General features: G+C 63.9%; 27 protein-coding genes. 11 read left to right on the top strand and 16 right to left on the bottom strand.

Annotated elements, in window-relative coordinates; all coding sequences use genetic code 11:
* The first annotated feature begins 16 nt into the window (after nt 1-16).
* The 5 genes from V1283_RS44190 to V1283_RS44170 all read left to right on the top strand — a co-directional run bounded on the left by V1283_RS44190 (nt 17) and on the right by V1283_RS44170 (nt 4006).
* Nucleotides 17-352 carry a c-type cytochrome gene (locus V1283_RS44190; protein ID WP_334393396.1) on the top strand — a complete coding sequence of 112 codons (336 nt, stop codon included), beginning with the start codon at nt 17-19 and terminating at the stop codon, nt 350-352.
* Nucleotides 353-748: a VOC family protein gene (locus tag V1283_RS44185; RefSeq protein ID WP_334392849.1), complete on the top strand. Its 396-nt coding sequence runs from the start codon at nt 353-355 to the stop codon at nt 746-748. It abuts the gene before it with no gap.
* Nucleotides 749-781: 33 nt separating this feature from the next.
* Nucleotides 782-1330, top strand: a complete 549-nt coding sequence (locus V1283_RS44180) for a gluconate 2-dehydrogenase subunit 3 family protein (protein WP_334392848.1) — start codon at nt 782-784, stop codon at nt 1328-1330.
* 38 nt (nt 1331-1368) lie between these two features.
* Nucleotides 1369-2937: a GMC family oxidoreductase gene (locus tag V1283_RS44175; protein ID WP_334392847.1), complete on the top strand. Its 1569-nt coding sequence runs from the start codon at nt 1369-1371 to the stop codon at nt 2935-2937.
* A gap of 298 nt (nt 2938-3235) precedes the next feature.
* Nucleotides 3236-4006, top strand: a complete 771-nt coding sequence (locus V1283_RS44170) for a DUF4435 domain-containing protein (protein WP_334392846.1) — start codon at nt 3236-3238, stop codon at nt 4004-4006.
* On the opposite strand, the gene V1283_RS44165 is transcribed toward V1283_RS44170, so the two are convergent.
* Together V1283_RS44165 and V1283_RS44160 are read right to left on the bottom strand one after the other, a co-directional pair.
* Entirely contained in the window at nt 3993-5360 is a 1368-nt protein-coding gene (locus tag V1283_RS44165) for an IS5 family transposase (RefSeq protein ID WP_334385573.1), read from the bottom strand. The two genes, V1283_RS44170 and V1283_RS44165, sit on opposite strands and share 14 nt — an antisense overlap.
* Nucleotides 5361-5842: 482 nt before the next feature.
* Nucleotides 5843-6160 carry a ribbon-helix-helix domain-containing protein gene (locus tag V1283_RS44160; protein WP_334392845.1) on the bottom strand — a complete coding sequence of 106 codons (318 nt, stop codon included), beginning with the start codon at nt 6158-6160 and terminating at the stop codon, nt 5843-5845.
* A gap of 238 nt (nt 6161-6398) precedes the next feature.
* On the opposite strand from V1283_RS44160, the gene mutL reads away from it, so the two are divergent.
* On the top strand, nt 6399-8210 hold the full coding sequence (gene mutL, locus V1283_RS44155; RefSeq protein WP_334392844.1) for a DNA mismatch repair endonuclease MutL: 1812 nt from the start codon (nt 6399-6401) through the stop codon (nt 8208-8210).
* A 147-nt stretch (nt 8211-8357) separates the two neighbouring features.
* On the opposite strand, the gene rsmD is transcribed toward mutL, so the two are convergent.
* Both rsmD and V1283_RS44145 read right to left on the bottom strand, forming a co-directional pair.
* A complete protein-coding gene (rsmD, locus tag V1283_RS44150) occupies nt 8358-8912 on the bottom strand; it encodes a 16S rRNA (guanine(966)-N(2))-methyltransferase RsmD (protein WP_334392843.1) in 555 nt (184 codons plus the stop codon).
* Between the two features lie 7 nt (nt 8913-8919).
* Nucleotides 8920-11115: a pseudouridine synthase gene (locus tag V1283_RS44145; RefSeq protein ID WP_334392842.1), complete on the bottom strand. Its 2196-nt coding sequence runs from the start codon at nt 11113-11115 to the stop codon at nt 8920-8922.
* A gap of 165 nt (nt 11116-11280) precedes the next feature.
* On the opposite strand from V1283_RS44145, the gene V1283_RS44140 reads away from it, so the two are divergent.
* The gene (locus V1283_RS44140) at nt 11281-11727 is read left to right on the top strand and encodes a nucleoside deaminase (RefSeq protein WP_244608499.1); all 447 of its coding nucleotides are present in this window, start codon (nt 11281-11283) and stop codon (nt 11725-11727) included.
* A gap of 135 nt (nt 11728-11862) precedes the next feature.
* Here V1283_RS44140 and V1283_RS44135 read toward each other — a convergent pair whose 3' ends face one another.
* Nucleotides 11863-12768 (bottom strand): alpha/beta fold hydrolase, encoded by a 906-nt coding sequence (locus tag V1283_RS44135; protein ID WP_334392841.1) that lies wholly within the window; start codon nt 12766-12768, stop codon nt 11863-11865.
* A 122-nt stretch (nt 12769-12890) separates the two neighbouring features.
* Here V1283_RS44135 and V1283_RS44130 point away from each other — a divergent pair, with 122 nt between their 5' ends.
* Together V1283_RS44130 and V1283_RS44125 are read left to right on the top strand one after the other, a co-directional pair.
* Entirely contained in the window at nt 12891-14123 is a 1233-nt protein-coding gene (locus V1283_RS44130) for an acyl-CoA dehydrogenase family protein (protein ID WP_334392840.1), read from the top strand.
* A gap of 231 nt (nt 14124-14354) precedes the next feature.
* On the top strand, nt 14355-14648 hold the full coding sequence (locus V1283_RS44125) for a GYD domain-containing protein (protein WP_334392839.1): 294 nt from the start codon (nt 14355-14357) through the stop codon (nt 14646-14648).
* Nucleotides 14649-14854: 206 nt separating this feature from the next.
* On the opposite strand, the gene purD is transcribed toward V1283_RS44125, so the two are convergent.
* The 4 genes from purD to V1283_RS44105 all read right to left on the bottom strand — a co-directional run bounded on the left by purD (nt 14855) and on the right by V1283_RS44105 (nt 18226).
* Complete coding sequence (gene purD / locus V1283_RS44120; protein ID WP_334392838.1) at nt 14855-16135, bottom strand: phosphoribosylamine--glycine ligase; 1281 nt, start codon at nt 16133-16135, stop codon at nt 14855-14857.
* 196 nt (nt 16136-16331) lie between these two features.
* On the bottom strand, nt 16332-16634 hold the full coding sequence (locus V1283_RS44115) for a winged helix-turn-helix domain-containing protein (protein ID WP_334392837.1): 303 nt from the start codon (nt 16632-16634) through the stop codon (nt 16332-16334).
* A 4-nt stretch (nt 16635-16638) separates the two neighbouring features.
* Nucleotides 16639-17190: a hypothetical protein gene (locus V1283_RS44110; protein WP_334392836.1), complete on the bottom strand. Its 552-nt coding sequence runs from the start codon at nt 17188-17190 to the stop codon at nt 16639-16641.
* A 25-nt stretch (nt 17191-17215) separates the two neighbouring features.
* Nucleotides 17216-18226 carry an alpha/beta hydrolase gene (locus V1283_RS44105; protein WP_334392835.1) on the bottom strand — a complete coding sequence of 337 codons (1011 nt, stop codon included), beginning with the start codon at nt 18224-18226 and terminating at the stop codon, nt 17216-17218.
* Between the two features lie 136 nt (nt 18227-18362).
* On the opposite strand from V1283_RS44105, the gene xseA reads away from it, so the two are divergent.
* A complete protein-coding gene (gene xseA / locus V1283_RS44100; protein ID WP_334392834.1) occupies nt 18363-19985 on the top strand; it encodes an exodeoxyribonuclease VII large subunit in 1623 nt (540 codons plus the stop codon).
* A gap of 97 nt (nt 19986-20082) precedes the next feature.
* Here the strand turns inward: xseA and V1283_RS44095 are convergent, their stop codons facing one another.
* A complete protein-coding gene (locus V1283_RS44095; protein WP_334392833.1) occupies nt 20083-20916 on the bottom strand; it encodes a dienelactone hydrolase family protein in 834 nt (277 codons plus the stop codon).
* A gap of 184 nt (nt 20917-21100) precedes the next feature.
* On the opposite strand from V1283_RS44095, the gene V1283_RS44090 reads away from it, so the two are divergent.
* The gene (locus V1283_RS44090; protein WP_334392832.1) at nt 21101-21328 is read left to right on the top strand and encodes a DUF2093 domain-containing protein; all 228 of its coding nucleotides are present in this window, start codon (nt 21101-21103) and stop codon (nt 21326-21328) included.
* Nucleotides 21329-21413: 85 nt separating this feature from the next.
* On the opposite strand, the gene lpxK is transcribed toward V1283_RS44090, so the two are convergent.
* The 6 genes from lpxK to V1283_RS44060 all read right to left on the bottom strand — a co-directional run bounded on the left by lpxK (nt 21414) and on the right by V1283_RS44060 (nt 26978).
* A complete protein-coding gene (gene lpxK, locus V1283_RS44085) occupies nt 21414-22415 on the bottom strand; it encodes a tetraacyldisaccharide 4'-kinase (protein WP_334392831.1) in 1002 nt (333 codons plus the stop codon).
* Nucleotides 22408-23694 (bottom strand): 3-deoxy-D-manno-octulosonic acid transferase, encoded by a 1287-nt coding sequence (locus tag V1283_RS44080; protein ID WP_334393395.1) that lies wholly within the window; start codon nt 23692-23694, stop codon nt 22408-22410. Before V1283_RS44080 ends, lpxK begins: the two co-directional genes overlap by 8 nt.
* Before the next feature lie 10 nt (nt 23695-23704).
* Nucleotides 23705-24418, bottom strand: a complete 714-nt coding sequence (locus V1283_RS44075; protein WP_334392830.1) for a lysophospholipid acyltransferase family protein — start codon at nt 24416-24418, stop codon at nt 23705-23707.
* A gap of 12 nt (nt 24419-24430) precedes the next feature.
* Entirely contained in the window at nt 24431-24679 is a 249-nt protein-coding gene (locus V1283_RS44070) for a DUF4170 domain-containing protein (RefSeq protein WP_214487863.1), read from the bottom strand.
* A gap of 93 nt (nt 24680-24772) precedes the next feature.
* Entirely contained in the window at nt 24773-25582 is an 810-nt protein-coding gene (locus V1283_RS44065) for an inositol monophosphatase family protein (RefSeq protein WP_334392828.1), read from the bottom strand.
* On the bottom strand, nt 25569-26978 hold the full coding sequence (locus V1283_RS44060) for a TldD/PmbA family protein (protein WP_334392827.1): 1410 nt from the start codon (nt 26976-26978) through the stop codon (nt 25569-25571). Before V1283_RS44060 ends, V1283_RS44065 begins: the two co-directional genes overlap by 14 nt.
* Between the last annotated feature and the right edge of the window lie 16 nt (nt 26979-26994).

The raw sequence follows: 26994 nt of genomic DNA, 5'->3' as shown, positions 1-26994 counted from the left end.
GCTGCCTTTCGTGACGATGGCCGGCGCGCAGATACCGCTGCCGGCCGCCAAGCCACCTGACGGTGCGACGCTGTTCAAGCAGCAATGCGCGACCTGCCATACCACCAATACATCCGACCCGGCCCGCCAGGGTCCGTCGCTGTTCAAGATCGTCGGCAGGACGGCGGGCAAGGCGGACGGCTTCCACTACTCCGCCGGCTTCGCCAAGGCCGACTTCGTCTGGGACGACACCAGGCTTGATGCCTATCTCGCCAATCCGCAGGCGATGGTTCCAGGCTCCATCATGGCCTACCGCCAGTCCAAGCCGGAGACCCGCGCCGCCATCATCGCCTATCTGAAGGAGCTGAACTGAATGGCAAAGCCCGTTCACTCAATGGTCCGCATATTCGACGCGGCGAAATCGCTGGACTTCTACGCACGCGCCTTCGGGCTCGAGGTCGCCGACCATCTCAAGTTTGCGGATTTCGCGCTGATCTATCTGCGTCATCCCTCCTCGCCGTTCGAGGTCGAACTGACCGTCAATTTCGATCGCAAGGAGCCCTACGCGCTGGGTGACGGCTACGGCCATCTTGCCGTCGTTGTCGATGATGTCGACGCCGAACACGCGAGATTTTCGCGCGAAGATCTCGCGCCCGGGCCGCTGCGCGACTTCAAGCATGACGGCAGGACGCTCGCGCGCTTCTTCTTCGTCTCCGACCCCGACGGCTACAAGATCGAAGTGATTCAACGAGGTGGCCGCTTCGGTTAATCGCAATCAACAAGCATCTAATGGAGGACACAAATGAGAGAAGTCGATCGTCGAAGCAAATATGATCGCCGCGTCTTCCTGAAGGGCGCAGCCACGGCCGTGCCGACCGTCGCGATCGCGACAAGTGCGGGCCTTACTGTCAGCGACGCATGGGCCGACGACGCCACCACGCTGACGCCGGCGACGCTCAAGACGCTGGTGAAGGTCGCGCGCGATATCTATCCGCACGACTTCCTGGGCGACAGCTACTACATTACCGCAATCAAGCCGTGGGACGGCAAAGCGGCGAAAGATCCTGCCACCAAGGCGCTGATCAATGACGGCGTCGCGCGTCTGGATCAGGAAGCCAATGACCGCCACAAGATGCCTTACGCCCAGGTGGCGTGGGAAAATGATCGCGTGGCGTTGCTGCAGCGCATCGAGCAGACCGCCTTCTTCCAGAAGGTTCGCGGTGACCTCGTCGTCTCCCTCTATAACCAGAAAGAGCTCTGGCCGAAATTCGGCTACGAGGGCTCCTCCGCCGAACACGGCGGCTACATCAAGCGCGGCTTCGCCGACATCGATTGGCTCCCGAAGGCGTAAAGCGCCACCGGCAACGAACCCTCAGGGAGGAAACCCACATGGCAAAATTCGATCTGAATGACAGCGGCGTGGTCGTGATCGTTGGCTCCGGCGCGGGCGGCGGAACGCTCGGCAATGAGCTTGCGCAAAAGGGCGTCAAGGTCGTGATCCTTGAAGCCGGTTCGCGCATCGAGCTGCAGGACTTCGTCAACGATGAATGGGAGAGCTTTACCCAGCTCGCCTGGTCCGACATGCGCACCACATCGGGAAGCTGGCGGGTCGCAAAAGATTTTCCGAACCTTCCGGCGTGGATCGTGAAGGCGGTCGGCGGTTCGACCACGCACTGGGCCGGCGCCTCGCTGCGCTTCGACGAGCACGAGTTCAAGGACAAGAGCACCTACGGCAACATCCCGGGCGCCAATCTGCTGGATTGGCCGATCACGCTCGCCGAGATGGAGCCGTGGTACGCCAAGGCCGAGGACAAGATGGGCGTCACCCGCACCAACGGCATTGCGGGACTGCCCGGCAACAACAATTTCAAGGTGATGGAATCCGGTGCGAAGAAGCTCGGCTACAAGGAGGTGCACACCGGCAACATGGCGATCAACAGCGCGCCACGTGACGGGCGCGGCGCCTGCCAGCAGATCGGCTTCTGCTTCCAGGGCTGCAAGTCGGGCGCGAAATGGTCGACGCTTTATACCGAGATCCCCAAAGGCGAGGCGACCGGCAATCTCGAGGTACGCCCCAACAGCATGGCGATCAAGATCGAGCACGACGCGTCCGGCAAGGTGACGGGCGTGGTCTATGCCGACCAGAGCGGCGCGATGCAGCGCCAGAAGGCGCGCGTGGTGGCGGTCGCGGGCAACTCGATCGAGAGCCCGCGGCTATTGCTCAACAGCGCTTCGACCATGTTCCCCGACGGCCTTGCCAACGCGTCCGGGCAGGTCGGCCGCAACTACATGCGGCACATGACCGGCAGCGTGTACGCGGTGTTCGAGAAGTCGGTGCACATGTACCGCGGCACCACCATGGCCGGCATCATCCGCGACGAAGCGAAGAACGACCCCAAACGCGGCTTCGTCGGCGGCTACGAGATGGAGACGCTGTCGATCGGCGTGCCCTTCATGGCGGCGTTCCTGAACCCCGGCGGGTGGGGACGCTCCTTCACGTCAGCGATGGAATCCTATCCGCGCATGGCCGGCATGTGGCTGGTCGGCGAGGACATGCCGCAGGAAACCAACCGCATCACGCTGGATCCGAAAGCCAAGGACAAGTTCGGCATGCCGGTGGCGAGCGTGCATTTCGACGATCACCCCAACGACGTCGCGATGCGCGATCACGCCTACAAGCAGGGTGCCGCGGTCTACGAGGCCGTCGGCGCCACCGTTACCTATCCGACGCCGCCCTACCCGAGCACGCATAACCTCGGCACCAACCGGATGAGCGAAAAGCCCAGGGATGGCGTGGTGAACAAGTTCGGCCAGGCCCACGACGTCAAGAACCTGTTCATCTCCGACGGCAGCCAGTTCACCAGCGGTGCGGCCTGCAATCCGACGCTGACGATCGTCTCGCTGGCGATCCGGCAGGCCGACCACATCGCCGGCGCGATGCAGCGCAAGGAGATCTAACGCCTTGTCTGCCTCAGTGGCGATCTCGAACTGATTCGCGTAGGCCTCAAGCAGGTCCCGGAATCGGCGTTCGGAGCGTCCGCCGGTAGGCACGTGCTCGAAAAGCTTCTTGCCGTTCGCTATTTTCGATCTTGCTTGGGCCGTGGCCCTAGCTGTCTGGTGTCTGAGGCGCATCTTTCCCGCCTATCGGACGGAGTGAGAGCGCGGCTTGTTCCTTTTTCTCGTTATTTCAGGCGATGCCGCTCTCAAGAGGGTGCCGGATTAGACCTAGGGTGTACTAAAGGCACGAATAATCAGCGTGCGGTCTCGCGAGAGCGTAAGGCCCATCTTTGTATTTGAAGGACTCGATGATGTCGGTCCTTACAGTGTTTGGGTTGGACGGTGCAACGACTCAACTGCCTTTGAGCCGCTGCCAGCGAACGGAAAAGATCAGATACTTCTGTTCAGAAGTAACGTTCGGCCTCACGAAACCTACCTTCGTTTAGGTATTTACTTCTTTCTCGACCGCGACTTTGATGATCTGAAGGGATACGCAACAGGACCAGATCTATTCCTGACCGAGATGTATTCTATCGAGAATTACCTCGCCTCAGAACGCGTTCTTGAGAGCATTCTAGTCGATGAATTAAAGTGCGCAGGAGAGCCGATTGATCGTGCCCTTTCCCTCTTTCATGCTGCCATGGAAAGCTTTTTTGCAGCCATGTCGCCCGCCAACAGGCGCGTTTTCCATGCGCGTCGCCTCTCAATCGGATTGAAGGGCAGCGGAATTGAAAATCGAATCGCGAAATATGTCGTCGCCGAGCTTGAGTCGGCTAGAGCCATTACGGATTCTGACAGTCTTAAGATTTTGATCCCGCTCGAACGCGAACCCGATACCGGGGAGACGACGAATATTGATATCGAATTCGAGGAGTTAGACCCTCACTCACGACATCGTGGGAAATTTATTCTGGCGTTCTTCCTGAAGTGGCTTGATCTGCTGGCTGAGGAACGATCTGCTGCAAGGAAGGGAATTTTCGATACCTCTGTTCGACCGCGCTTTTCAGCACAGCAGCTTAGTCGGCCGTGAAGAATCCTGGATTTTCAGGCTGGATTGACCCGGGGAAGGTGGCGATGATTTGCCACAACAAGAGCCTGAGCCAGCAGATCAGGCGGCGGAAGTTATAGCCGACGGCGGCGAGGACGGCGTTGATGGCGTCGCCTTCACGATGCCAGAGGTAGTTGCGGCCCATGCGGTGCTCGGATTTGAGGTGGCCGATGACCGGCTCGACGGCGGAACGCCGTCGCAGCTGGCGCTTGATCTGTGGCGTCACCCGCCGCTTCTGTCCTGAGATGAACACCCTGAACTTGTAATCGGGCGGAGCGTTGTGGCCGCGATAGCCCTTGTCGAGGAGCGCGCGCTCGATGGTGTTGCCGATCAGCGCCTCCATCTCGGGGATGACGGTTGCAAGTGTGTGGCCGTCATAGGGGTTGCCGGGCAGCGCCTTCACATGGCTCACGAACTGCCCGCCCTTGGCGTGCGCCAGCGTAGTGGCGACCGAGACCTTGACGCCGAACTCGTAAGGCCGGTGCGCCTTGCCCTTGCCGATGCATTCCACCTCCGGCGCGTGCAGCGAGTAGAGCTTCGGGCCACGCTGGCGCTGCTTCTGCTCGAGCACTTGTCGCGCCCGCGCCAGCATGCGCTCCAACACGACCCCCCCGAGCAAGTCGGCGTTGCCGCCGAGTTTGCGGCCTATGTCGCGGATGATGCGGCCGAGATAGATTTTGAGCTTCTTCAAGGCTCTGTTGGCGCGCTTGAACTGCTTGGCGTGGGCATAACGCTGGTGCTTGATCAGCGCGAACTTGCCCACCCTGGCATAGGACTGGCGCAGCTTGACACCATATCGCTTCGCCAGCCGGACCAGGATCTCGCGGGCGCGGTTCAGCAGCCTGGCATCGGTCGGGAACATCACGTTCTTGGGCTGCACCGTCGTATCAATGATGACCCGATTAAGATCGGCCGGTTTGATCGCCTCGGTCTTGCTGGCCACCGCAAGGCTCTCCTGCAGCAAGGCCTGCAACTTCTCCTCGCCCATCCGCTGTCGCCAGCGCGTCAGCGAAGAGCGATCGAACACCAACCGGTGCTGGAAGAACTCCTCGCCGCAGAAGAACTGGTAATAGGGGTTCTCCACCCAGCGCTCGCACAACACCTCATCAGAGAGGTCGTAGGTGTGCTTGAGGATCGCGAGTCCCGCCATCAGGCGGGTCGGTAATGGCGGCCGGCCCGGCTTGTCCTCATAGACCGCCCCGAACCGCTGCTCCAGGAACGACCAGTCGATCGTCTGTGCCAGCTTCACCAGCGGGTGGCCCATGTCGATGATCGCGTCCAGCCGCGAGCGCAGAAGATCGGCTTGTCCCGTCTCTCGTCGTTCCCTTGGTCGCATCGCTCCCTCCGATGCGATGACGGAATCACGGCTCGCGATTCGACGGAATCCTCAAAAATGAAATTGCAAGCTTTTGGGCAGTCAAAGCCCCAAAGCTTGCAATCTCAAAGCCAATCTCGCCCGGAAAATCGATTCTTGATCAACCGCTTGGATGGTTCTTCACGGACGACAGCTTACTTTGCGTTCACTCGCGACAAGGTCCGAGATCCCGAATGGTCTGCAGGATTTTATTACACAGCCGACCGGCGTTCTTATCATTCCAACTACTAGCTGAAATTGCCTGAGATCTCTCTAGGTCATTTTCGTATCTTGTTGGCGCAACCGCTTTACATCGGTAGACCGACGTCCCGCGTACGAATTGGCGGGGCCGGGTTACCGACCTGTAGAGCACCACCTATCGACGGCGCTACCTAGTTCCCACAAATGGAAGCGGCCCGATCCGAACGGGTCGAGCCGCTTTGGATTTTCTGATCGATGGAAACCTATTCGGCCGCGTCGAGGATGGCGGCGGCACCGCCGCGAAATTCCGGAACGGGAACCGCACTCTTGGCGCGATAGATCAGGCACGAGCAGCGCAACAGCGAGGCAAAATTCTTGACCTCGCCGTGGTGGTCGAGGACCTCGTCGTGCAGCGTGGTAAGGAACTTCGCGAGGCTCATCCCCTCCTTCGCCGCGATCTCCTCCAGCGTGTCCCAGAACGACATTTCCAGCCGGATCGAGGTGGAATGGCCGCCCATCCGCAGCGATCGGGTCTGCGATTCATAGTCGCGTTGAGGCTGGTGCGCGAACAGATGGCACATGGCGTCCCTCCCGTCAGATTATAATTTTTCTAAACGATATACCGACGAAAGCGACCTCACAATCCCAAGTCCAATCTCTGGTCCCGGCGGCCCGCCGAGAACGAACCTGAGCATCTTCAAGGCGATAGTCTTATTTCATCCCCAGCCGGGCATGGCTTCGGCTTCTTCCCATGCATTTGCCGCCCCTAGCGCCTACAATGGTGGTTCAGCCTCGAATCGACGCATCAGCCCCCGCCCCATGCCCGTCCGCCAGCTCCCCGAACAGGTCGTCAACCGCATCGCCGCCGGCGAGGTGGTCGAACGTCCCGCGAGCGTGGTCAAGGAACTGGTCGAAAACGCCATCGATGCCGGCGCCAGCCGGGTCGACATTTTCACCGATGGCGGCGGCAGGCGGCGGATCGGCATCACCGACGACGGCAGCGGCATGACCCATGCCGATCTCGCGCTCGCGGTCGACCGCCACGCCACCTCCAAGCTCGACGACGAGGATCTGTTGCGCATTCGCACGCTCGGGTTCCGCGGCGAGGCGCTGCCCTCGATCGGCGCGGTTGCGAGGCTTGGCATCACCACGCGGCATGCCACCGAGCCGCACGCCTGGTCGCTGTCGGTCGAAGGCGGCGCGAAATCCGACATCATGCCCGCGGCGCTGTCGCATGGCACCCGCGTCGAGGTCAGCGATCTCTTTTTCGCGACGCCGGCGCGACTGAAATTCCTCAAGACCGACCGCACCGAGGCCGAAGCAATCCGCGAAGTGGTGCGGCGGCTGGCGATGGCGCGGCCCGATATCGCTTTCACGCTCGCCGGCGAGGAACGCGCCCCGGTGACCTGGGCCGCGGCGCTGCCGGGCGCCGCCGGCCGGCTGACGCGGCTTGGCGATATCCTGGGCCACGATTTCCGTTCAAGCGCGATCGAAGTGCGCGCCGAGCGCGAGGGCGTTGTGGTCGAGGGCTTTGCCGCAGCCCCCTCGCTGACGCGGGCCAACGCGCTCGGGCAATATCTGTTCGTCAACGGCCGCCCGGTCCGCGACAAGCTCATCCTCGGTGCGGTGCGCGCGGCCTATTCGGACTACCTGCCGCGCGACCGTCATCCTGTCGTGGCGCTGTTCGTGACGCTGGAGCCGCAGGAGGTCGACGCCAACGTGCATCCGGCCAAGACCGAGGTACGCTTCCGCAACGCCGGCCTCGTCCGCGCGCTGATCGTGCATGCGCTGAAAGACGGTCTCGCCCGCGAAGGCAGGCGCACCGCCGCCAATACCGACGGCGCGGCGCTATCGGCGTTCCGCCCCTCCTTTGCGCCACGTCCGAGCAACTGGGACTGGCGGAGTTCGCCGGCCTATCCGGTCAACCCCGCGCCTTCATTCGGAGGCGCGATGGCATCTGCGCTCGCCGAAGCGGGGCAAGCCGCCTTCGATGTCGGCACGCCGACCGCCGACGTGCGCTTCGAGGCGCAGCCCTCCGCCGACCTGCTCGACCGCCCGCTGGGCGCGGCGCGGACGCAGATCCACGAAACCTACATCGTCTCGCAGACCCGCGATGGCCTGATCGTGGTGGACCAGCATGCCGCGCATGAGCGCATCGTCTATGAGAAACTGAAAGCGTCGCTGGCCAAGAATGGTGTGCAGCGGCAGATATTGCTGATCCCCGAGATCGTCGAGCTGGATGAAGCCACCGTCGAGAAGCTGCTCGCGCGTGCCGACGAACTGGCGTCGTTCGGGCTTGCAATCGAATCCTTCGGCCCCGGCGCGGTCGCGGTGCGCGAAACACCGTCGCTGCTCGGCAAGGCCAATGCGGCGGCGCTGCTGCGCGATCTCGCCGAGCACATGGCCGAATGGGACGAGGCGCTGCCGCTGGAGCGCCGCCTGATGCACGTCGCGGCCACCATGGCCTGCCACGGCTCCGTCCGCGCCGGGAGACGCCTCAAGCCGGAAGAGATGAACGCGCTGTTGCGCGAAATGGAAGACACGCCGAATTCCGGCCAGTGCAACCACGGCCGGCCGACCTATGTGGAGTTGAAGCTGAGCGATATCGAGAAGCTGTTCGGGCGACGGTAGTCGATTCTGCGCACTCATCTGTCATCACCCGCGAAAGCGGGTGATCCAGTATTCCAGAGACGCGAGCATTTGAGCCGATAGGCCGCGGCGTACTGGATCGCCGGTCAAGCCGGGCGACGACAGTTGTGGTTGCGGAAAGCAGCGCGGTCACCTGCTCCGCAAAAACACAAACTCCGTATCGTCATATGCCCGCCGCTCCAGCTCCTCGAAACCATCGGGTGCCGCAAACGCCGCAGCCTTCGCTTCCTCCACCACCAGCAGCGCGCCCGGCGTCAGCCAGCCGCCATCGCGCAGCGAAGCCAGCGCCTTCTCCGCAAGACCCTTGCCATAGGGCGGATCGAGGAAGGCCAGCGAGAACGGTTCCATTGGATGCGCCGGGCCGAGATTGGTGGCGTCGCGGCGATAGACTTTTGTCACGCCGCCCAGGCCCAGCGCCTCGACATTGTTGCGCAACAGCGCGCGGGCCTCGGCCCCGTTGTCGACGAACAGCGTGAAGCTCGCGCCGCGCGATACTGCCTCGATGCCGAGCGCGCCGGTGCCGGCAAACAGATCCAGCACGCGCGCGTCTTCGATCGGGTCGTCGTAGGCGTGGACCAAAATGTTGAATACGGACTCGCGCAGGCGGTCCGCCGTCGGGCGGATCGCTTGCGAGGAAGGCGAGGCCAAGTTACGGCCCTTCAATCGTCCGCCGACGACACGCATTGCGCCTCTACTCGTCCCGTGGCGTCAGGTCGCGCTTGCCGTGATAGCCGCGCTTGGGGCGGCGCGGCGGGCCGTAGCCGTTGGCCTCGTCCTCGTTGCGGGCTCGGGCCTCCTCGCTGCCGGTGCGCTGCACCAGCACGCGGCGGCCCTTGCGATCGGCGATCAGCGCGCTTTTTCCCGCCGGCTTGAACGGCTTCTTGCCGCGCGGCGCTTCGGCCTCTTCGTCGTCGGACCTTTCGCCCGGCATCGGCCGGTTGAAATCGGCACCGGCAAGGCTTGCGATCTTCTCGCCGAGTTGCTCGCGCAGCACGCGGGTCTTGACCTCCTCGACCGTGCCCTCGCTGAGTTCGCCGAGCTGGAACGGCCCGTAGGAGACGCGGATCAGCCGGTTCACCTCGAGGCCGAGATGCGCCATGACGTTGCGGACCTCACGGTTCTTGCCTTCGCGGATCGCAAACACCAGCCAGACATTGGCGCCCTGGTCGCGCTCCAGCGTCGCGTCGATCGAGCCGTATTTGACGCCGTCGACCTCGACGCCCTTCTTCAGTTCATCGAGCTGCGCCTGCGTGACCTCGCCATGGGCGCGGACGCGATAGCGCCGAAGCCAGCCGGTGTCGGGCAGTTCGAGCGCGCGCGCCAGACCACCGTCATTGGTCAGCAGCAGAAGGCCTTCGGTGTTGAAGTCGAGCCGGCCGATCGAGATCAGCCGCGGCAGGCCTTCCGGCAGATTGTCGAACACGGTCGGCCGCCCCTCGGGATCAGCGTGGGTGGTCATCAGGCCGCGCGGCTTGTGATACATGAACAGCCGCGTCCGCTCGCGCGGCGGCAACACCTTGCCATCGACGGCGATGGTGTCGTTGGCGGTGACGTCGAGCGCGGGCGAGTTGATCACACGGCCGTTGACCGTGACGCGGCCCTGCGTAATCCACTCCTCGGCATCGCGGCGCGAGGCGAGACCCGCACGGGCCACCACCTTGGCGATGCGCTCGCCGGCCTTTTTCGGCTTCGGCTCGGGACGGGCTGCGCGCTTGTCGAAATCAGGCGTGCGCTCGCGGTAGGCGCCGCGGCCGCCAAAGGCGGGGCGCTTTGCAAAGATCTTGCTGTCGTCTTCATTGTCGCGGCGGGGACGATCGCCTTCGCTGCGCGGATGCTCCTGCCAATCGGTGCGGCCGGCCGGCCTCTCCCGGGGACGATCGAATTTCGGTCGATCCTCGCGCGAACGCGAAAAGCGCGGACGCTCCTCGCCGCCGCGGTCGTCGCGCGCAAAGCGCGGCTTGTCGAAATTGCGTGCGCCGTCACGGGCGGGACGGGAGTCACGCTCGCCGCGATCCTCACGCTTCTGCCACGGCTTCGAATCGCCGCGGTCGGTGCCAAAATTCTTGCGCGGGCCGCGGTCGGGCGCGCCGCGCGAGAACTTCTTGTCACCGCTAAATTTTCTCTCAGGCCGATCGCCGCGTGGACGATCGCCATCTCGCGACGGCCGGGCATTGAAGGGCCGATCGCCACGCGGACGGTCGCCGTCTTTACGAAAACCTTCGCCACGCGGCGTGTAGGGCCGTTTCTCGCCACCTTCGCGCGGCGTATAGGGCTTCTTGTCGCCAAATTTCCGATCGGAGAAACGTCCAGCCGGACGCGCATCATCGCGATCCCCAGGGTCGCCCTTGCGATCCCGGCGCGGGGGGCGGTCGTCGCGATTAAAATTCGGCCGGTCGCCGCGCGGCGTGTACGGACGCTTGTCGCCACCACGATCTTCGCGCGGCTTGAATGAACGCTTTTCACCGTCGTCACCGCGTGACGGACGGCCAGCAAATGGCCTATCGCCGCGCGGACGATCCCCGGTGTCACGATTGCGATCCCCGGTGTCGCTCTTGCGATCCCGGGTAAACGACCGATCGCCGCGCGGGCGCGGCGCGTCGCCAAAATCCCGGCGCGGCGGACGATCATCGCCATCGCGCTTGCCGGCATAAGGTTTTCCACCGCCGGAATAAGGCTTCTTGCCAAATGATTTTGCGCCGTCGGATTTCCCGGCATAGGGACGCCGCTCGCCGTCGTCCTTGCCTGCAAATCCACGCTTGGCGAATTTCTTCTCAGGTCCCCTCGCCGCCCCCGAGCGGCCCTTGCCTCCGTCGGCGCGGCTCTTGCCGTCGCCGGGACGGTCCCGCCGGCCGCGGGAATCGTTGTTTTTGTCGTTGTCGCGGGGCATGAATGGTCTCTCGGGTACAGATGAATTGGCTATCAGGCCGATGCGGATGGGCTGTCAAAGCGGTAACGCGCGCGCGCTTCGCTCAAGGCGCATTCTCACGCAAAACCGGCATCCACGTTTGCTGAAGGCGCAGCTAGTAGCAGGTTTCTTCCGATGATACGAGGCATGACTGCCCCTTCTTTCATGGATTTGGCGCTGAAAACCGCCGAAAACGCCGGAAAAGCCGGTGAAGTTCCGATCGGATGCGTAATCGTCAGGGGTTACGAGGTGATTGCCACGGCCGGCAACCGGACACTGACCGACCGCGATCCGACGGCACACGCCGAGATTCTCGCGATCCGGCAGGCGGCCGAGGCCATCGGGACCGAGCGACTGGTCGATTGCGACCTCTACGTCACCCTGGAGCCCTGCACGATGTGCGCGGGCGCGATCTCGTTCGCCCGGATCCGGCGGCTCTATTACGGCGCCGCCGATCCCAAGGGCGGCGCGGTGGATTCCGGCGTACGGTTCTTTGCACAGCCGACCTGCCACCACGTGCCGGAGGTTTATTCGGCGGTAGGCGAGACCGAGGCGGCGACGCTGCTCAAGGAGTTTTTCAAGGTGAGAAGGTAGGCCCACGCGCCTCACACACCGCTGTCATCATCCGCGAAAGCGGATGATCCAGTATTCCAGAGACAGTCGTGATCAATCGAGGGGCCGCGGCGTACTGGATACCCGCCTTCGCGGGTATGACGAGCGGTGTGCTGGTTAAGGCGCCAGGAAAAACTCGCGCAACAACTTCGCCGTCACATCCGGATTCTCTTCGGGCAAAAAATGTCCGGAGTCCACCGGCGCACCGCTTACATTGGTCGCCCATTTCTGCCACGTATCGAGCGGCGTCGTTGCCGCAGACGCAACCCCGGCGTCGCCCCACAGCGCCAGCATCGGGACCGTGATCTTCTTGCCCGCATCGAAATCTTTCTTGTCGATCTCGTAGTCGGCATAGGCGCCGGCGCGATAGTCCTCGCACATCGCGTGCACGCGGGACGGATCGCGGAATGGTGTGAGGTAATGTTGCAGCGCGCGCGGGTCGATGGCGTCGAGCGTCTTGCTTTTGGTCTGGCTCGCCATCTTCTCTTTAAGGAAATACTCTCCATGGCCCGAGATCAGCGTCTCCGGCAGCGGGTATGGCTGCGCCAGAAACGCCCAATGGTAGATCTTCAGCGCGGAGAGCCGGTTCAGCTTCTCCCAGTAATCATAGGTCGGCGCGATATCGAGCACCGCGAGTTTCGACAGCCGGCCGGGATGATCGAGCGCCAGCCGATACGACACCCGCCCGCCGCGGTCGTGACCGGCGAGTGCGAAATGCACATGGCCGAGCTGCTCCATCGCCTCTACCATCGCTTTCGCCATCGCGCGCTTGGTGTAGGGCGTATGGTTGTCGTCGCTATCAGGCATGTCCGACCAGCCATAGCCCGGCAGGTCGGCGATGATCAGCGTGAACCTGTCGGCCAGTTGCGGCGCCACCTGGTGCCACATCACATGCGTCGACGAAAAGCCGTGCAGCAGCAACAGCGGCGGCCCCTTGCCGCCGACGCGGGCAAAGATGCGGCCCGACGAGGTGTTGATCCATTCGGAAGCGTATCCGGGAAACAGATCGGCAAGATCGGGCATGGGCGCTCCTTCCTGGGCCACGGCGCTTGCTTCAAACTTTGTTTGTGTTGCCGCTGGCAGACCGCAGGTTTATGCCATCCGCGAAGCCCGACCAAGAGCAACAAGACGCGAGGAGACCACCGATGTCGATCGATTTCGAAATCCCGTCTGAGGCCAAGGCGATCCGCGAAAAAGTCCGCCAATGGGTGCATGACGAGTGCATCCCCGCGGAAAAGGAACTCGATACCAAGCCGCTCGCCGAGGTGCTCGGCCCGCTACGGGCCAAGGCCCGCGCGCGCGGCCTGTGGTGCCCTTGGGTGCCGAAGGAATATGGCGGCATGGGCCTGGGTCCGCTGGCGAACGCACTGGTGCAGATGGAGCTCGGTGAGAGCATGCTCGGGGCGCTGTCGATGAACACGCAGGGCCCCGACGATGCCTCGATGATGACGATCCTCGCCCACGGCACGGAATATCAGAAAGAAAAGTTCCTCAAACCCCTGCTCAACGGCGACAAGCGCATCTGCTTCTCGATGACGGAAAAGGCCGCCGGCGCCGACGCCACCGGCATGCAGACCACGGCGGTAAAGGACGGCAACGAGAATTACGTTCTGAACGGCGAGAAGTGGTTTTCCTCCTCCGCCAGCGTCGCCGACATGGCGCTGGTGATGGCCAAGACCGATCCGAACGCGCCGCGGCAGAAGCAGTATTCAACCTTCCTCGTCGAACTGCCGAACCCTGGTTACAAGATCAAGCGCAATGTCGCCAACATGGCGATCGAGGGACCGCATGACGATGTGATCCACGGCGGCCACTCCGAAATCGAGATCAGGGACCTGAAGGTGCCGGCGGACAATCTGGTCGGCGGCGAAGGCAACGGCTTTGCCATGGGACAGCACCGCCTCGCCTATGGCCGCCTGCGCCATGGCATGCACAACGTCGCCAAGGCGCAACGCGCGCTCGACATGGCGGTCGCCCACATCACCAAGCGCTCGACCTTCGGCCAGTTGCTGTCCGACCGCCAAGCGGTGCAGTTCATGCTCGCCAACTGCGCCGAGCAACTCTATATCGGCCGCCTGATGCTGCTGCACATCGCCTACAAGGCGGAAAAGGGCCTCGATATCCGGCAGGAGAACTCGATCGCAAAAATCTTCCATGCGCATATGGTGCACAAGGTGATCGACACCGCGATCCAGCTCCACGGCGCGCTCGGCTTCAGCCAGGATACGCCGCTCGCCAAATGGTACACCCAGGTGCGCGCGCAGCGGCTGGTCGATGGTCCGGACGAAGTGCACAAGTGGAAGATCGGCAAGAATGTCATCAAGGCGTTCCGCGAGCATGGCACGACGGCAAGCGCCGTGGGCGGGGATTTGCTGTAGTCGTCATCGCGAGCGAAGTGAAGCAATCCATAGTTCCAGATAACGGATTGGATTGCTTCGGTCGCTTCGCTCCCTTGCGTAAACGCTTCGCATTTGTCGCAGGCAATGACGGAGGAAAGCATCTTCGGCACAGGATAAGTCACGCCCGCTGACCTTTCCGATCGGTGGCAGTGCCGCAGGCGCTGTGGCAACCTCATCCCGTTGTGTAGGGTCCTAACCGGGAGAACGGCCATGGCAACCTATGTGGTGCTGGGGAATTTCACGGATCAGGGAATCCGAAACGCCAAGGAGTCGCCGAAGCGAGCGGAAGCCTTCAAGGCAATGGCGAAGACGTTCGGAGTGACAGTGAGAGAAATCTTCTGGACGCAGGGGCGATATGACATTGTGACCATCCTCGATGCGCCGGATGAATCATCCTTCATGTCGCTCACGCTGAGCCTCGGTGCGCTCGGCAATGTTCGCTCCGAATCGCTACGTGCCTTTTCTGCAGCCGAGATGACGAAGGCCGTCGGCAGCATGCTTTGAGGGGTGCGCTGGCTTGACTGGCAGTCTGCAGCGAGGCTGGCGGAATTTGCGGTAGCTTAAGTCGTCATTCCGGGGCGGCGCGCAGCGCCGAACTACGGTGCGCAATTGCGCACCTGAGAATCCAGTGGTAAGGGCCACAGGCGCCAACCAACTGCGAGATTCCGGATCGACGCGCGTGGCGCGCCGTCCGGAATGACGGGTTGGACCTACTGCGCCCGCTCGCTCTCCACCGCCTGCCAGGCAATGTCATGGCGGCAGAAACCGTCGGGCCATTTGATGCGATCGACGGCCTGGTAGGCACGCTGCTGTGCCTCCAGCACGGTTTTGCCCATTGCGCACACGTTCAGCACGCGGCCGCCATTGGCGAGGATGGCACCGTCCTTTGCCACCGTGCCGGCATGAAAGATTTCGACGCCCTCGATCTTGGCGGCGTCCTCGAGGCCGTCGATGCGCGTGCCCTTCTGGTAATCGCCGGGATAGCCCTTCGCCGCCATCACCACGGTCAGCGCGGGCTCCTGATACCAACGCAGGTCGAAATGTTTCAGTTCTCCGTCACAGGCCGCCAGAAACGCCGGCACGATGTCGGACATCATCCGCAGCATCAGCACCTGGCATTCGGGATCGCCGAAGCGAACATTGTACTCGAACAGCTTTGGCCCCTGCTCCGTCAGCATCACGCCGGCGTAGAGCACGCCGCGAAACGGCGTGCCGCGCTTCTTCATGCCCGCGACGGTCGGCAGGATGATCCGCGACATGATCTGCTCGTGCACCTCAGGCGTCACGAACGGCGTCGGCGAATAGGCGCCCATGCCGCCCGTATTCGGGCCCTCATCATGATCGAACACGCGCTTGTGGTCCTGCGCGGAGGCAAGCGGGATCGCGGTTTCGCCGTCGCATAGCGCAAAGAAGCTGATCTCGCGGCCTGCGAGAAATTCCTCGATCACGACTTCAGTGCCGGCCGAACCGAACGCGCCGTCGAACATCATGGCGATCGCCGCTTCGGCTTCATCAAGCGTTTTGGCGACGACGACGCCCTTGCCGGCGGCCAGGCCATCCGCCTTGACCACGATCGGCGCGCCCTGCTTGCACACATAGGCCCGCGCGTCGTCAGCCGTCGTGAAGCGGCCATACGCGCCGGTCGGAATGTTGAACTCGGTGCAGAGCGCCTTGGTGAAACCCTTGGATCCCTCGAGCTGCGCCGCCTGCTTGCCTGGTCCGAACGCCTTGATGCCGGCTTTCGCGAGATCGTCGACGATGCCGGCAGCGAGCGGCGTCTCCGGGCCGACCACGACAAGATCGACAGCGTTGCGTTGGCAGAAATCGATCACCGCGGCGTGGTCGCCAATATCGAGCGCGACGCATTCGGCCTCGCGCGCGATGCCAGCATTGCCCGGCGCACACCACAATTTGGTCAGGAGCGGGGACGCGGCGATCTTCCATGCGAGAGCGTGTTCGCGGCCGCCGGAACCGAGCAGGAGAATGTTCATGACTGAAGCCAGATGCAGGGACTAGATGCGGCCTCGGTTGCACAAAACTCCCCCTCGCCGCAAGGGGATATCAACAGCGGTCATTCCGGGGCGGCGCGAAGCGACGAACCCGGAATCTCGATATTGTTTTGCACTGGCCCAAATCAGCTCGGGATTCCGGGGTTCGATGCTCCGCATCGCCCCGGAATGACGGCGACTATTTGGCACTTGACCCGGCGATAATCTCCTGCAGCGTGGCGACATGGCGGGCGAAGGCGCCGCGGCCGGCCGCAGTCGCGGTTACCGTGGTCTGCGGCTTCTTGCCGACAAAGGCCTTTTCCACCGCGACATAACCGGCCTTGGCCAGCGTCTCGATATGGGCGCCAAGATTGCCGTCGGTGGCGCCGGTGAGTTGCTTCAGTTTTGGGAATTCCAGCCCGGTGCCGACCGGCAGCGCGTTCAGCCCCGCCATGATCCGCAGGCGCAGCGGTTGATGGATGATATCGTCGATCTCGGCCATGGCGCTAGCTCCGGCGCATCCACCAGCCGCCGAGCATCAGCCCGCCGCCATCGACAAAGGCCATCCACAGGTCGAACCAGTCGCCGACCAGGAAGTATCCCACCAGCGCCAGTGCGCTGATGCAAAGGCCGATCACGACAAAGGCGTGTCCGAACCAGAGTCCGGCGATGATGTAGAGCAGCATGAAGTAAATTGGCCAGAACGTGCCCATCTGGCGCGGCGTGAAGTGGCCGAGCACGCTCGTGCAGAGGAAACCAAAGGCGAAGAACAGCACGAACGCGATCAGCATCCTGAAATCGAAGGTGCGGATGCCTGTCTTGCGATATCCGAAGGCGCTGATCGCAAACGATCCCGCGACGCCCGCGGCGTTCAGCGCCGCCCAGAAATAGCCGGCCTGGCGCGGCAGCAGAAACGAGCCGAGATAGCCGGCAAATACCAGCGCACCCCACATGATCAGCATCAGGCTGGCGAGATTGTAGATCCGCGATTGCCGGACGCGGCGCGTCATCTCGTTGATTTCAGCGAGCGCCTCGGAGGCCTCGCGGCTGTCGATCATGTTGCCCATCCCCGCCCCATCGCCGCTATGAGCCCGCCATGGCGCGCGTGGCAACATCTTCGGCGACGATGGATACCGCCTTCGGCGCGGCGACGATGCCCATGTGGTTGATGCCGTCGAGCACCCTGACGTCGACCGCGACCTTCGCGCCACGCACGGCTTCGGCGTATTTGTCCGAAAACATCAATTCGTCGTCGGCGCCGGAGATGATCGTGAGCGGTCTCGTCGCCGCGGCGAGATCCCGGCGAAAATCGCCCCGCACCGCAAAGTTGCGCATCAACCGGTCGGTATAGGTCGACACCAGCGTCTTCTTGGAGTTCGCTGGCACCGCGAGCGCCAGCACCGGCAGCGCCTCACAGCAGTTGACGCCGATTGCGCGCAGCGCCTCCAGGCCGAGGATGCGGGGGATATCGGCGCGGGCCCAGCCACCGGAACTCGGCCGGGTGGAGGGAGCATCGTAGCCGAGATAGGGCGCGAGCAGCACGAAACGCTCGAACAGGTTTTGAATCGGCGAGCCGGCCACGCGCATCGAAAAGCCGCCGCCGGCGGAATGGCCGATCAGGGTCAGCGGCGCTGACGGCACGGTTGTGCGCAACACCGCGACGAAATCGGCGAGATCGTCCTCCAGCTGGCCGACATAGCCGATATCGCCGCGCGTGCCTGACGTGCCGTGGCCGCGCATGTCGACCGCAAAGGTTTCCACGCCGTGCGCAGCCAGTGCCTGCGACAGCGCGTGGATGGTGCCGCCGCTGGACCCGGAGGAGCCATGGATAACGACTGCCACGCGCCCCGTCGGCGCGCCACCCGCGCCATAGTGGCGAAAGCCGAGCCATGTGCCGTCGCGGGCCTGGAACCGCTCAATCGCAGGCAGGCTGGTAAGATCGACGGTGGCTCGCGCCCGCGAGATCGATTGCAGTTCCGGCACGGGCTGCAGCGGCGTTGCCAGCAACGCCAGCACCACCAACGCCAGCACGCCGATGCCGCACAGGACCCATTTCAGGAGGCTCACGGAGCCACGTATCAGGGATCTGAACATCGATCTCGCCTCGCCAAAATGAAATACAGAGAACTCTGTATCATAGAGTATATGAGTTCCACAAGAGCCGGATTGGCGGGGACGGCCAAAAATCCCTACGTTGCGGCAACGCCTCCAACGCCCGAATCAGTTGCCTATGCCTACTGCCGAAAACCTGATCAACGCGCCCGAATTCACCGTTTCCGAGCTGTCCACTGCCCTGAAACGGACGGTGGAGGACGCCTATGGGCATGTCCGCGTCCGCGGCGAGATCTCCGGCTTCCGCGGGCCGCACTCCTCCGGCCACTGCTATTTCGCGCTGAAGGACGAGAGCGCCAAGATCGAGGCGGTGATCTGGAAATTCGCCCACGCGCGGATGCGGTTCAAGCCGCAGGAAGGGCTCGAGGTCATCGCCACCGGCAAGCTCACGACCTATCCGGGCTCGTCGAAATACCAGATCGTCATCGAGGCGCTCGAGCCTGCCGGCATCGGGGCGCTGATGGCGCTGATGGAGGAGCGCAAGCGGAAGCTTGCCGCCGAGGGCCTGTTCGACGAGGCGCGCAAGCAATTGCTGCCCTGGCTGCCGGAGGTGATCGGCGTCGTCACCTCGCCGACCGGCGCCGTGATCCGAGACATCCTGCACCGGCTGCAGGATCGCTTTCCCCGTCGCGTGCTGGTGTGGCCGGTGAAGGTGCAGGGCGAAGGCTCCGCCGAGCAGGTCGCCGCCGCCATCCGCGGCTTCAACGCGCTGCCCGAAACGGGAAAGATTCCGCGGCCGGATCTGTTGATCGTCGCGCGTGGCGGCGGTTCGCTGGAAGATCTGTGGTCGTTCAATGAGGAGATCGTGGTTCGCGCCGCCGCTGACAGCATTATCCCGCTGATTTCGGCCGTCGGTCACGAGACAGACATCACGCTGATCGATTTCGCCGCCGACAAGCGCGCCCCGACGCCGACGGCCGCCGCCGAAATGGCGGTCCCGGTGCGCAGCGAATTATTCGTCGAGGTCGAAAGCCTGGCGCGGCGCACGATGGTGTGCTGGCAGCGGGGCCAGGAAAGCCGCCGCAATGAATTGCGCGCCGCCGCGCGTGCGCTGCCGGGTTTAAGCGAACTGCTCGCGATCCCGCGGCAGCGGCTGGATCATCTCGGCGCCGCCCTGCCCCGCGGATTGAAGGCCAATACGCACGCCCATCACCGCCGCTTTTCACATCTCAGCGCCGGCCTGACGCTGAAGGTTTTGCGCGGACAGGTTGCCCAAGCCAATCACCGCCTCACGGTGTCGGGCGAACGCATCCGGCTGTCCGCCCGCGCGCTGCTGCGCAGCCGGCGCGACCGCTTTGCCGGGCTGGAGGTCAGGCTAAAGGCCTCAAAGCTCTCCAACGCCCAGGCGCAGCGCCATGCCATCGCGCGCGACCGCGAACGCACGCAACGGCTGGCCGAGCGCGCCCGCCGCGCGCTCGAGACCGCCATGCAGCGCCTCGACGCGCGCGTCGCCCATAGCGGCCAGCTGTTGTCGGCGCTGTCCTATCGCGGCGTGCTCGCGCGCGGCTTTGCCCTGGTGCGCGATGAACGCGGCCACGCCGTCCATGCCGCCGCCGCGGTCGGGCCGAGCGCGCATCTCTCGATCGAATTCGCCGACGGCCGCGTCGGCGCCACCTCGGATGCCGATCGGCCGCAGGCCACGGCGCCCGCCGCGAGCACGCCGAGAGCCGCGCCGCACGAGGCGAAGCCGGCGACGCCGAAGCGCGTCGTCAAGCCGGTCGATCAGGGCAGCCTGTTCTAGAGCCTCGTTCCGACGGGATCGGAACGTGGCTCTAGATTTTTGTTTTGACGCGTTTTCTTAACGCGAACCGGTCGCCACTTCGCTGGAAAACGCTCATCTAGCGCGCCAGCCATTCGGTGACGCGCCGCTGCGCGTCCCTGCGCGCGTCCGCGTCCGTGCCGATATGACCGCGTTCGGGCAACGCGGCGTCGGAGCCTGCGATCGACCGCAGCGGCAGGTTGGCGCGGTCGAAATCGTGGGAGGCCCCGGGATAGACCACGATCTGCGCCAGCGCGCTGCGGCCGCGGGCCCCCTCCACCATCTGGCGGCAGGCCGCCGGCGAACTGACGTCGTCCTGCGCGCCGATCAGCAGCAGCGTCGGCACCCGCGTGCTCCAGCCGAGGCCGGACGAGATCCGGCAATCCGGATAGAACGCGATGGCCGAGCGGAAATCCGGTTCAGCGCTGCGCGACGCCAGTTGCGGACGCACCGCCCACAGCACCGCGCTGGCGCCGTTCGCCCATCCCATCAGGCTGATGCGGTCACGCGCGGCCCAGGGCTGCTGCAACAGCCATTGCCGCGATGCGTTGACATCGGCCACCCGCTCGCGGCGGGCGAGCACACGGCGCTCCTTGTCGCGGCATTGCGGGCCGAACTCCCGCGAACCGTAACTGTCCGGCAGCAGCACCGCATGGCCGGTCTTCAACAGCTGTTCCGCCCAGTCGCGGTAGCGCGGCTGCACGGGCTCGGACTGCCCACCCAATCCGCCGCAGGCGTGCAGCGCGATCACGGTGGGAAACGGGCCGTCACCATCGGGCTTGTAGAGCTGGGCATGCAGGGTCAGACCGCTCGCCGGGATATCGACCTGATGCGGGGCCGGCAACGGCGCGGCATAGGCCGTGCAGGCCGCAGCAAGGAGCGTCAGGGATAGCGTGGCTGACAACAGGCGCATCGGTCTCTGTCGGATCGGTATGACGCTGCGGACACGGTAAAATTCACGCTATCATGCAGGTCGGCACAAAATCATCACAAGTAGGTCAGTTTCCGGGGCGGACAGTACGACCTATTTATGATAGATCGAATTTGGAAAATATACTTAAGGCCAGCCCGCGCGCGGCCAATCGGAGAGTTTTACAGTGCTGAATAAATTCGGTCCCTCGGGCCATGGCGAAGCGCAGGTGCAATATCTGGACGGCGATTTCCGCGTGATCTCGCCCGGAACCTATGTGCGCTGCGCCATCACCGACGTGCGGATCCCGCTCGACGAATTGAAATACTGGAGCGTCGATCTGCAGGAGGCCTATTCGCTTCCGACCGCCGTGCTGCAGCGGCACTTTCCGGGCGCGCTGAAGACGCAGGGCTAGGTTTGCCTGGTAGCCCGGATGGAGCGAAGCGCAATCCGGGGTCAGCGCCGCGCGATTTCCCGGATTTCGCTTCGCTCCATCCGGGCTACGGTTCTTTACTCGCGCGCGCTTTGAACAACCGATCAGTCACGAATTTCCGCAGCAGCGCCGGATCGTCGAATTCGAGCGTCACAGGGAACGGCACGATTTGCTGCGACCAATCCCGCAACCGCGCCAGGTCTTTTTCCGTCGTCACCGGCGTCAACGCGTCGCGCCTGGCCTCGGCGATCAGGCTTTCGATCTCGGCTTGCGAATACGCATGATGATCGGCGAAGGCGCGCTGTCCGGCCACTTCGATGCCACTGGTGCGCAGCGTGTTGAAGAATCGCGTGGGATCGCCGATGCCGGCAAACGCCAGCACGCGCTTGCCCCGAAGCTGTGCGACCTGCGCCTCATCCGGCTTCAGATGCGCTGATAGCACCGGCTTACCTTGCGCGCCGATCTCGGCTGCCACCGTTTCCGCAGCACTGCCGTTGCCGACGATGATCAGCGCGTCGGTGCGCGCCAGTTGCGGCCGCAGCGGCGCACGCAGGGGGCCGGCGGGAAATACCTGCCCGTTGCCGAGCCCGCGCACGCCGTCGATGACGATCAGGGACGCATCCTTAACGACCGCAGGATTCTGAAAACCGTCGTCCATCAGGATCACGGTCGCGCCTTGCGCCCGCGCCAGCGGCACGCCATCCGCGCGCTTGCGCGACACTACCACCGGCAGCGCGGCTGCCAACATCAAGGGCTCGTCGCCGACATCGGAAGCCGTGTGCCTGACAGGATCGACCCTTACCGGGCCGCGTAATTTTCCACCATAGCCGCGGCTGAGCACGACCGGCGTCTCGCCAAGCTCGCGAAGCAGCTTGGCCAGCGCCAACACGGTCGGCGTCTTGCCGGCGCCGCCGACGTGATAATTGCCGACGCAGAGCACCGGAATGCCGGCATTCAATCCCTCGCGCCGCAGGCGCTTTGCGGCGATGGCGCCGTAGAGGGCGGCGAGCGGTTTCAGGAGATGCGCGTTGAGCGAGGCCGGGCCGTGCCAGAAGCCCGGCTCACGCATTGGCGGCTCCCATCTCGATCCGCAATTGCAGCAAATACGGCTCGAGTGCGCTGAGCGTTCGCTCCAGCGCGCCGCCGAGCTGCCCGACCACACGCTCGGACGCGGTCAGCACGGCTTCGCGCGCCCTGGGATCGGCGAGCATCTGGCCGAACTGCTTGACCAGCGCTTCCTGCGTATCGGCCCGCCGCGCGCCGCCGGCGGCATCGAGGGCTTCATAGACGTCGGTGAAATTGAAGACGTGGGGGCCGTGGACGACCGACGCACCGAGCTTGATCGCCTCGATCGGATTCTGCCCGCCATGCTCGACCAGCGAACCGCCCATGAACACGATCGGCGCCAGGCGGTAGAACAAGCCCAATTCGCCCATGGTGTCGGCGACATAGATGTCGGTCGTGGCGGTGGGCAAGTCCTCGTGCGAACGGAGTGTCGGATTGAGGCCGGAAGCCGCGATCATGCGCGCGATGGCCTCGCCGCGATCGGGATGTCGCGGCACGATCACAGTCAACAGGCCTGGAAAATAGCCGGCAAGCGTCCGGTGCGTTTCCGTCAAGATCTCTTCTTCGCCGGGATGCGTCGAGGCCGCTACCACGACCGGGCGCCCGCGCGTCATCGACATCAACATATCCAGCTTGTTCGCATCGGCCGGCGGCGCGGGAACGTCGAGCTTGAGATTTCCCGTAACCACGACATTGCGGCTGCCCAGCGTCGCAAAGCGATCCGCATCGGTCTGCGACTGCGCCAGGCAGACGTCGAACTTTTCAAGCAGCGCCGAGATGGTCCCTTGCACCCGCTGCCACCGTGGAAACGAGCGCTGCGACATCCGGCCGTTGATCAGCACCATCGGCAGCCGCCGCGCGGCGCTCGAGAGGATCAGGTTCGGCCACAGGTCGGATTCGATGAACAGCGCCAGCGAGGGCCGCCAGTGATCGAGAAACCGCGCGACGTAGCGCGGCGAGTCGTAGGGCACATATTGATGGATGACGTCGGGCGGGAACCGCTTTGCGACGATGGCCGCCGAGGTCACCGTGCCTGAGGTCAGGAGGATGCGCAGGTTGAGCGCCCGCAGCCGCTCGATCAGCGCCGCCGCTGCCAGCACCTCGCCGACACTGGCGCCATGAATCCACACCAGGGGACCTGCAGGGCGAACGTCGGCGCTCATGCCGCGGCGCTCGCCGAAGCGCGCCGGGTCTTCCTTGCCGAGCTTCAACCGGCGGCTGATCAGCGCAGGCGACAACGGCACCATCGCGTACGACAGTTTCCGGTAGACGCGCAACGTCATCGGCAGCGAATTAGCCAAGAGCGGCCTCCGGACGCCCGACCGCCTTATAGGCGCGACGAGTCGCTTCGTTCAGATAAGATTCTACCTGAAGACGCAACTTTTCCATAGTCTCGGCATCGGCATCCGGCGGCACGTATACATGTTCAATGCCTACCAAGGCGCCGCGGCCGAATGGCAAATTGATGGTGGTAGAGTCCCAGTTCTTCAACCGGATGAACCTGGAGGTCACCATCGCGAAGGGCATGATCGGCCGTCCGGACTCCCGCGCCAGCATGATGACGCCGAGTCCTACGACGCGCGCGCGCTTCGGCACATCGGCTGTGGTCGCGACGTTCCAGTTCTCCTCCAGCGCCTGCACCATCTCTCGGAACGCGCCGACGCCACCCTTGCGGTGAAAGGCGCCACCATGATCGCCGGAACCTCTGATGGTTCCAATGCCGAGCCGCTCGGCGGCGATGGCGTTGAACTCGCCGTCGCGATGCCGCGAGATCAGCACCTTGGCGCGGTAGCTCTCCTTGGTCTTGATGAATGGCGTCATGAAATGCTGGCCGTGCCAGAACGCGAAGATCGCCGGCATCTCCGGTTCGACCCGCTCGTAGACGTCGGCCGGGTGGTAGCTGAAGCGGTTGGTCAGCCAGACCAGCCGCAGATATTCGGCCGCGAGCACACCCAGCGCGCGCTGAACCCAGCTGCTGCGCAGCAAATCGCGAAGGAATCGTTTCAACTGCAGGACTTCTTAACTGGAGGACTTCGTGTCTTGACCTGGATCGAGCAGCCGGTGGAGGTGAACCACGAAGTAGCGCATGTGAGCGTTGTCCACGGTCTGCTGCGCCTTCGCCTTCCAGGCCGCGTGAGCGGATGCATAATTGGGATATACGCCGACGATATCGACCTGGTCGAGGTCCTTGAACGTGATGTGTTCGAGATCGGTCAATTCGCCGCCGATGACGAGATGAAGCAATTGCTGCGGGGCACTATCTGGCATGATGGTCTTTCCTAATGAGATGCCCGGCAAGCAAGAGCGACAGCTGATATCGCGGCGTGGACGGGATGAATTGTGGCGCCGATTTCGACCGATTCAGGGCAGCGGACGAACCCGGAAATGCTCGACAATGCGCGCATGTCGATCGTGTCCCGCCGCCACCAGCACCCCGTGCACCACCTCCCGGCGATTATACTCAATCGCATCCCCCGAGAGCGCGGTCATTCTACCATTCGCTTCCTGCACGATCAAATTCGCCGCGGCAAGATCCCAGTCGCGGCTCTGGCCGCCTGCAAAAGCGGCATCGAGGCTGCCGTCCGCGACCCGGCACAGCCGAAGCGCCAGCGATCCGATCCGCGGATGCAGCGTGATTTCATCCGGCGACGGGCTCAGCCGTTGCACCAGCGGCTTTGGTCCGGCCATGCGGGGGAAATCAAGTTCGGTGCCTCCGGTCGCGTGAACCGGCCTTTCGTTGCGCGTGGTGCCCTGCCCGTGCACCGCGAAGAAAAACTCGTCGGTGACGGGGGCGAACACCGCCGCCAGCACCGGCGTGGAGCCCGCGACCAGAGCCACGCTAACGCACCAGTCCCCGCGGCCGGCGAGATAGGCGCGGGTGCCGTCGATCGGGTCGACGATCCAGACCAGTTCCTTGCCGAGACGCGCGTCATCGTCGACGCTCTCTTCCGACAGCCAGCCGTAATCCGGCGTCGCCGAACGCAGCCGGCGCTCGACGAGGTCGTTGACAGCGATGTCGGCTTCCGAGACCGGCGACGAGGCGCCCTTGGTCCAGTTCTTCAATTCGGTGCGAAACAGCGACAACGCGAGCGCGCCGGCTTCTCGCACCGTGTCCGTCAACAGCGCGGCATCGCGCGCCCAGATCGCATCGGCGATATCAGCGTCCGCCAAGCGTCAGGCCCTCGATGCGCAGCGTCGGCGCGTTGACGCCGTAGCGAAATTCCAGATCGTTGGCAGGAACCAGCGATTTGAACATCGCCAGCAGATGGCCCGCAATCGTCACCTCGCTGACCGGGTAAGTGATCTCGCCGTTCTCGATCCAGAAGCCGGAGGCGCCGCGGCTGTAATCGCCGGTCACGCCGTTGACGCCGGAGCCGATCAGGTCGGTGACGTAAAAGCCCTGCTTGATGTCGGAGATCAGCTCCTTCGGCGTCATCTCGCCGGCCTCGAGGTGCAGATTATACGATCCCGGCGACGGCGAGGACGAGACGCCGCGATGGGCATGTCCGGTCGTGACCAGCCCGAGTTCGCGCGCGGTGGCGCAATCGAGCAGCCAGGTGGTCAACACCCCCTCGTCGATGAGCGCGAGCTTTTTCACTTTGACGCCCTCGGCGTCGAAGGTCTGCGACCGCAGGCCGCGCACCCGCAAGGGATCGTCGATGATGCGGATGTTCTTCGAAAACAGCTGCTCGCCCATCCGGTCTTTCAAAAAGCTCGTCTTGCGCGCGATCGAGGCGCCGTTGATGGCGCCGACGAGATGGCCGACCAGCGATCCCGACACCCGGGGGTCGTACACGACCGGCACCTTGCAGGTCTCGACCTTGCGCGGATTGGACCGCGCCACGGTGCGCTCGCCCGCCTTGCGGCCGACGCTTTCAGGCGACGCGAGGTCGGAGGCATGCGGCGCCGAGGTGAAATCGTAATCGCGCTCCATGCCCGTGCCTTCGCCCGATATCGCGGTCATCGAGATGCCGTGGCTGGAGCGCAAATAGGAGCCCTGGAAGCCCGTCGAGGTCACCAGCACCATGCCGCCGATGCCGCTCGAAGCGGACGCGCTGCCTGATTTGGTCACGCCCTTGACCGCAAGGCCCGCGGCTTCGGCCTCGCAGGCGCGGCGTTCGAGTTCGGATGTCGAGGGAACTTCGCGATCGAGCAGATCGAGATCGGCGAATTCGTGCGCCAGCAGCGCGGGATCGGCGAGACCGACATATTCGTCGTCGGGCGCGACGCGGGCCATCGCGACCGCCCGCTCGGCGAGCTTGGCGATGCCATCGCCGGAAATATCGTTGGTCGAGACCACGGCCTGACGTTGCCCGACCAATACGCGCAATCCAACATCGTCGCCTTCGGAGCGCTCGGATTCCTCGACCCGGCCATCGCGCACCTCGACGCCTTGCGAGACGCCGCGGACCGCTACCGCGTCGGCGGCATCCGCGCCCGCGCGCTTTGCAGCCTCAACCAGTCGCTGCGCCAGCGTCGAGAGCGCCGATTGATCGAACAGGTCAGAGGTCGCCGTGGCCGGCTCGGCCTTCGAAAGCGACGAAGCCGTGGATGGTGAAGAGTTCACAAACAAAATCCCTGAC

The sequence above is a fragment of the Bradyrhizobium sp. AZCC 2262 genome, from assembly GCF_036924535.1.
GTDB lineage: Bacteria > Pseudomonadota > Alphaproteobacteria > Rhizobiales > Xanthobacteraceae > Bradyrhizobium.
This window is presented reverse-complemented; position numbering and strand designations above follow the sequence as displayed.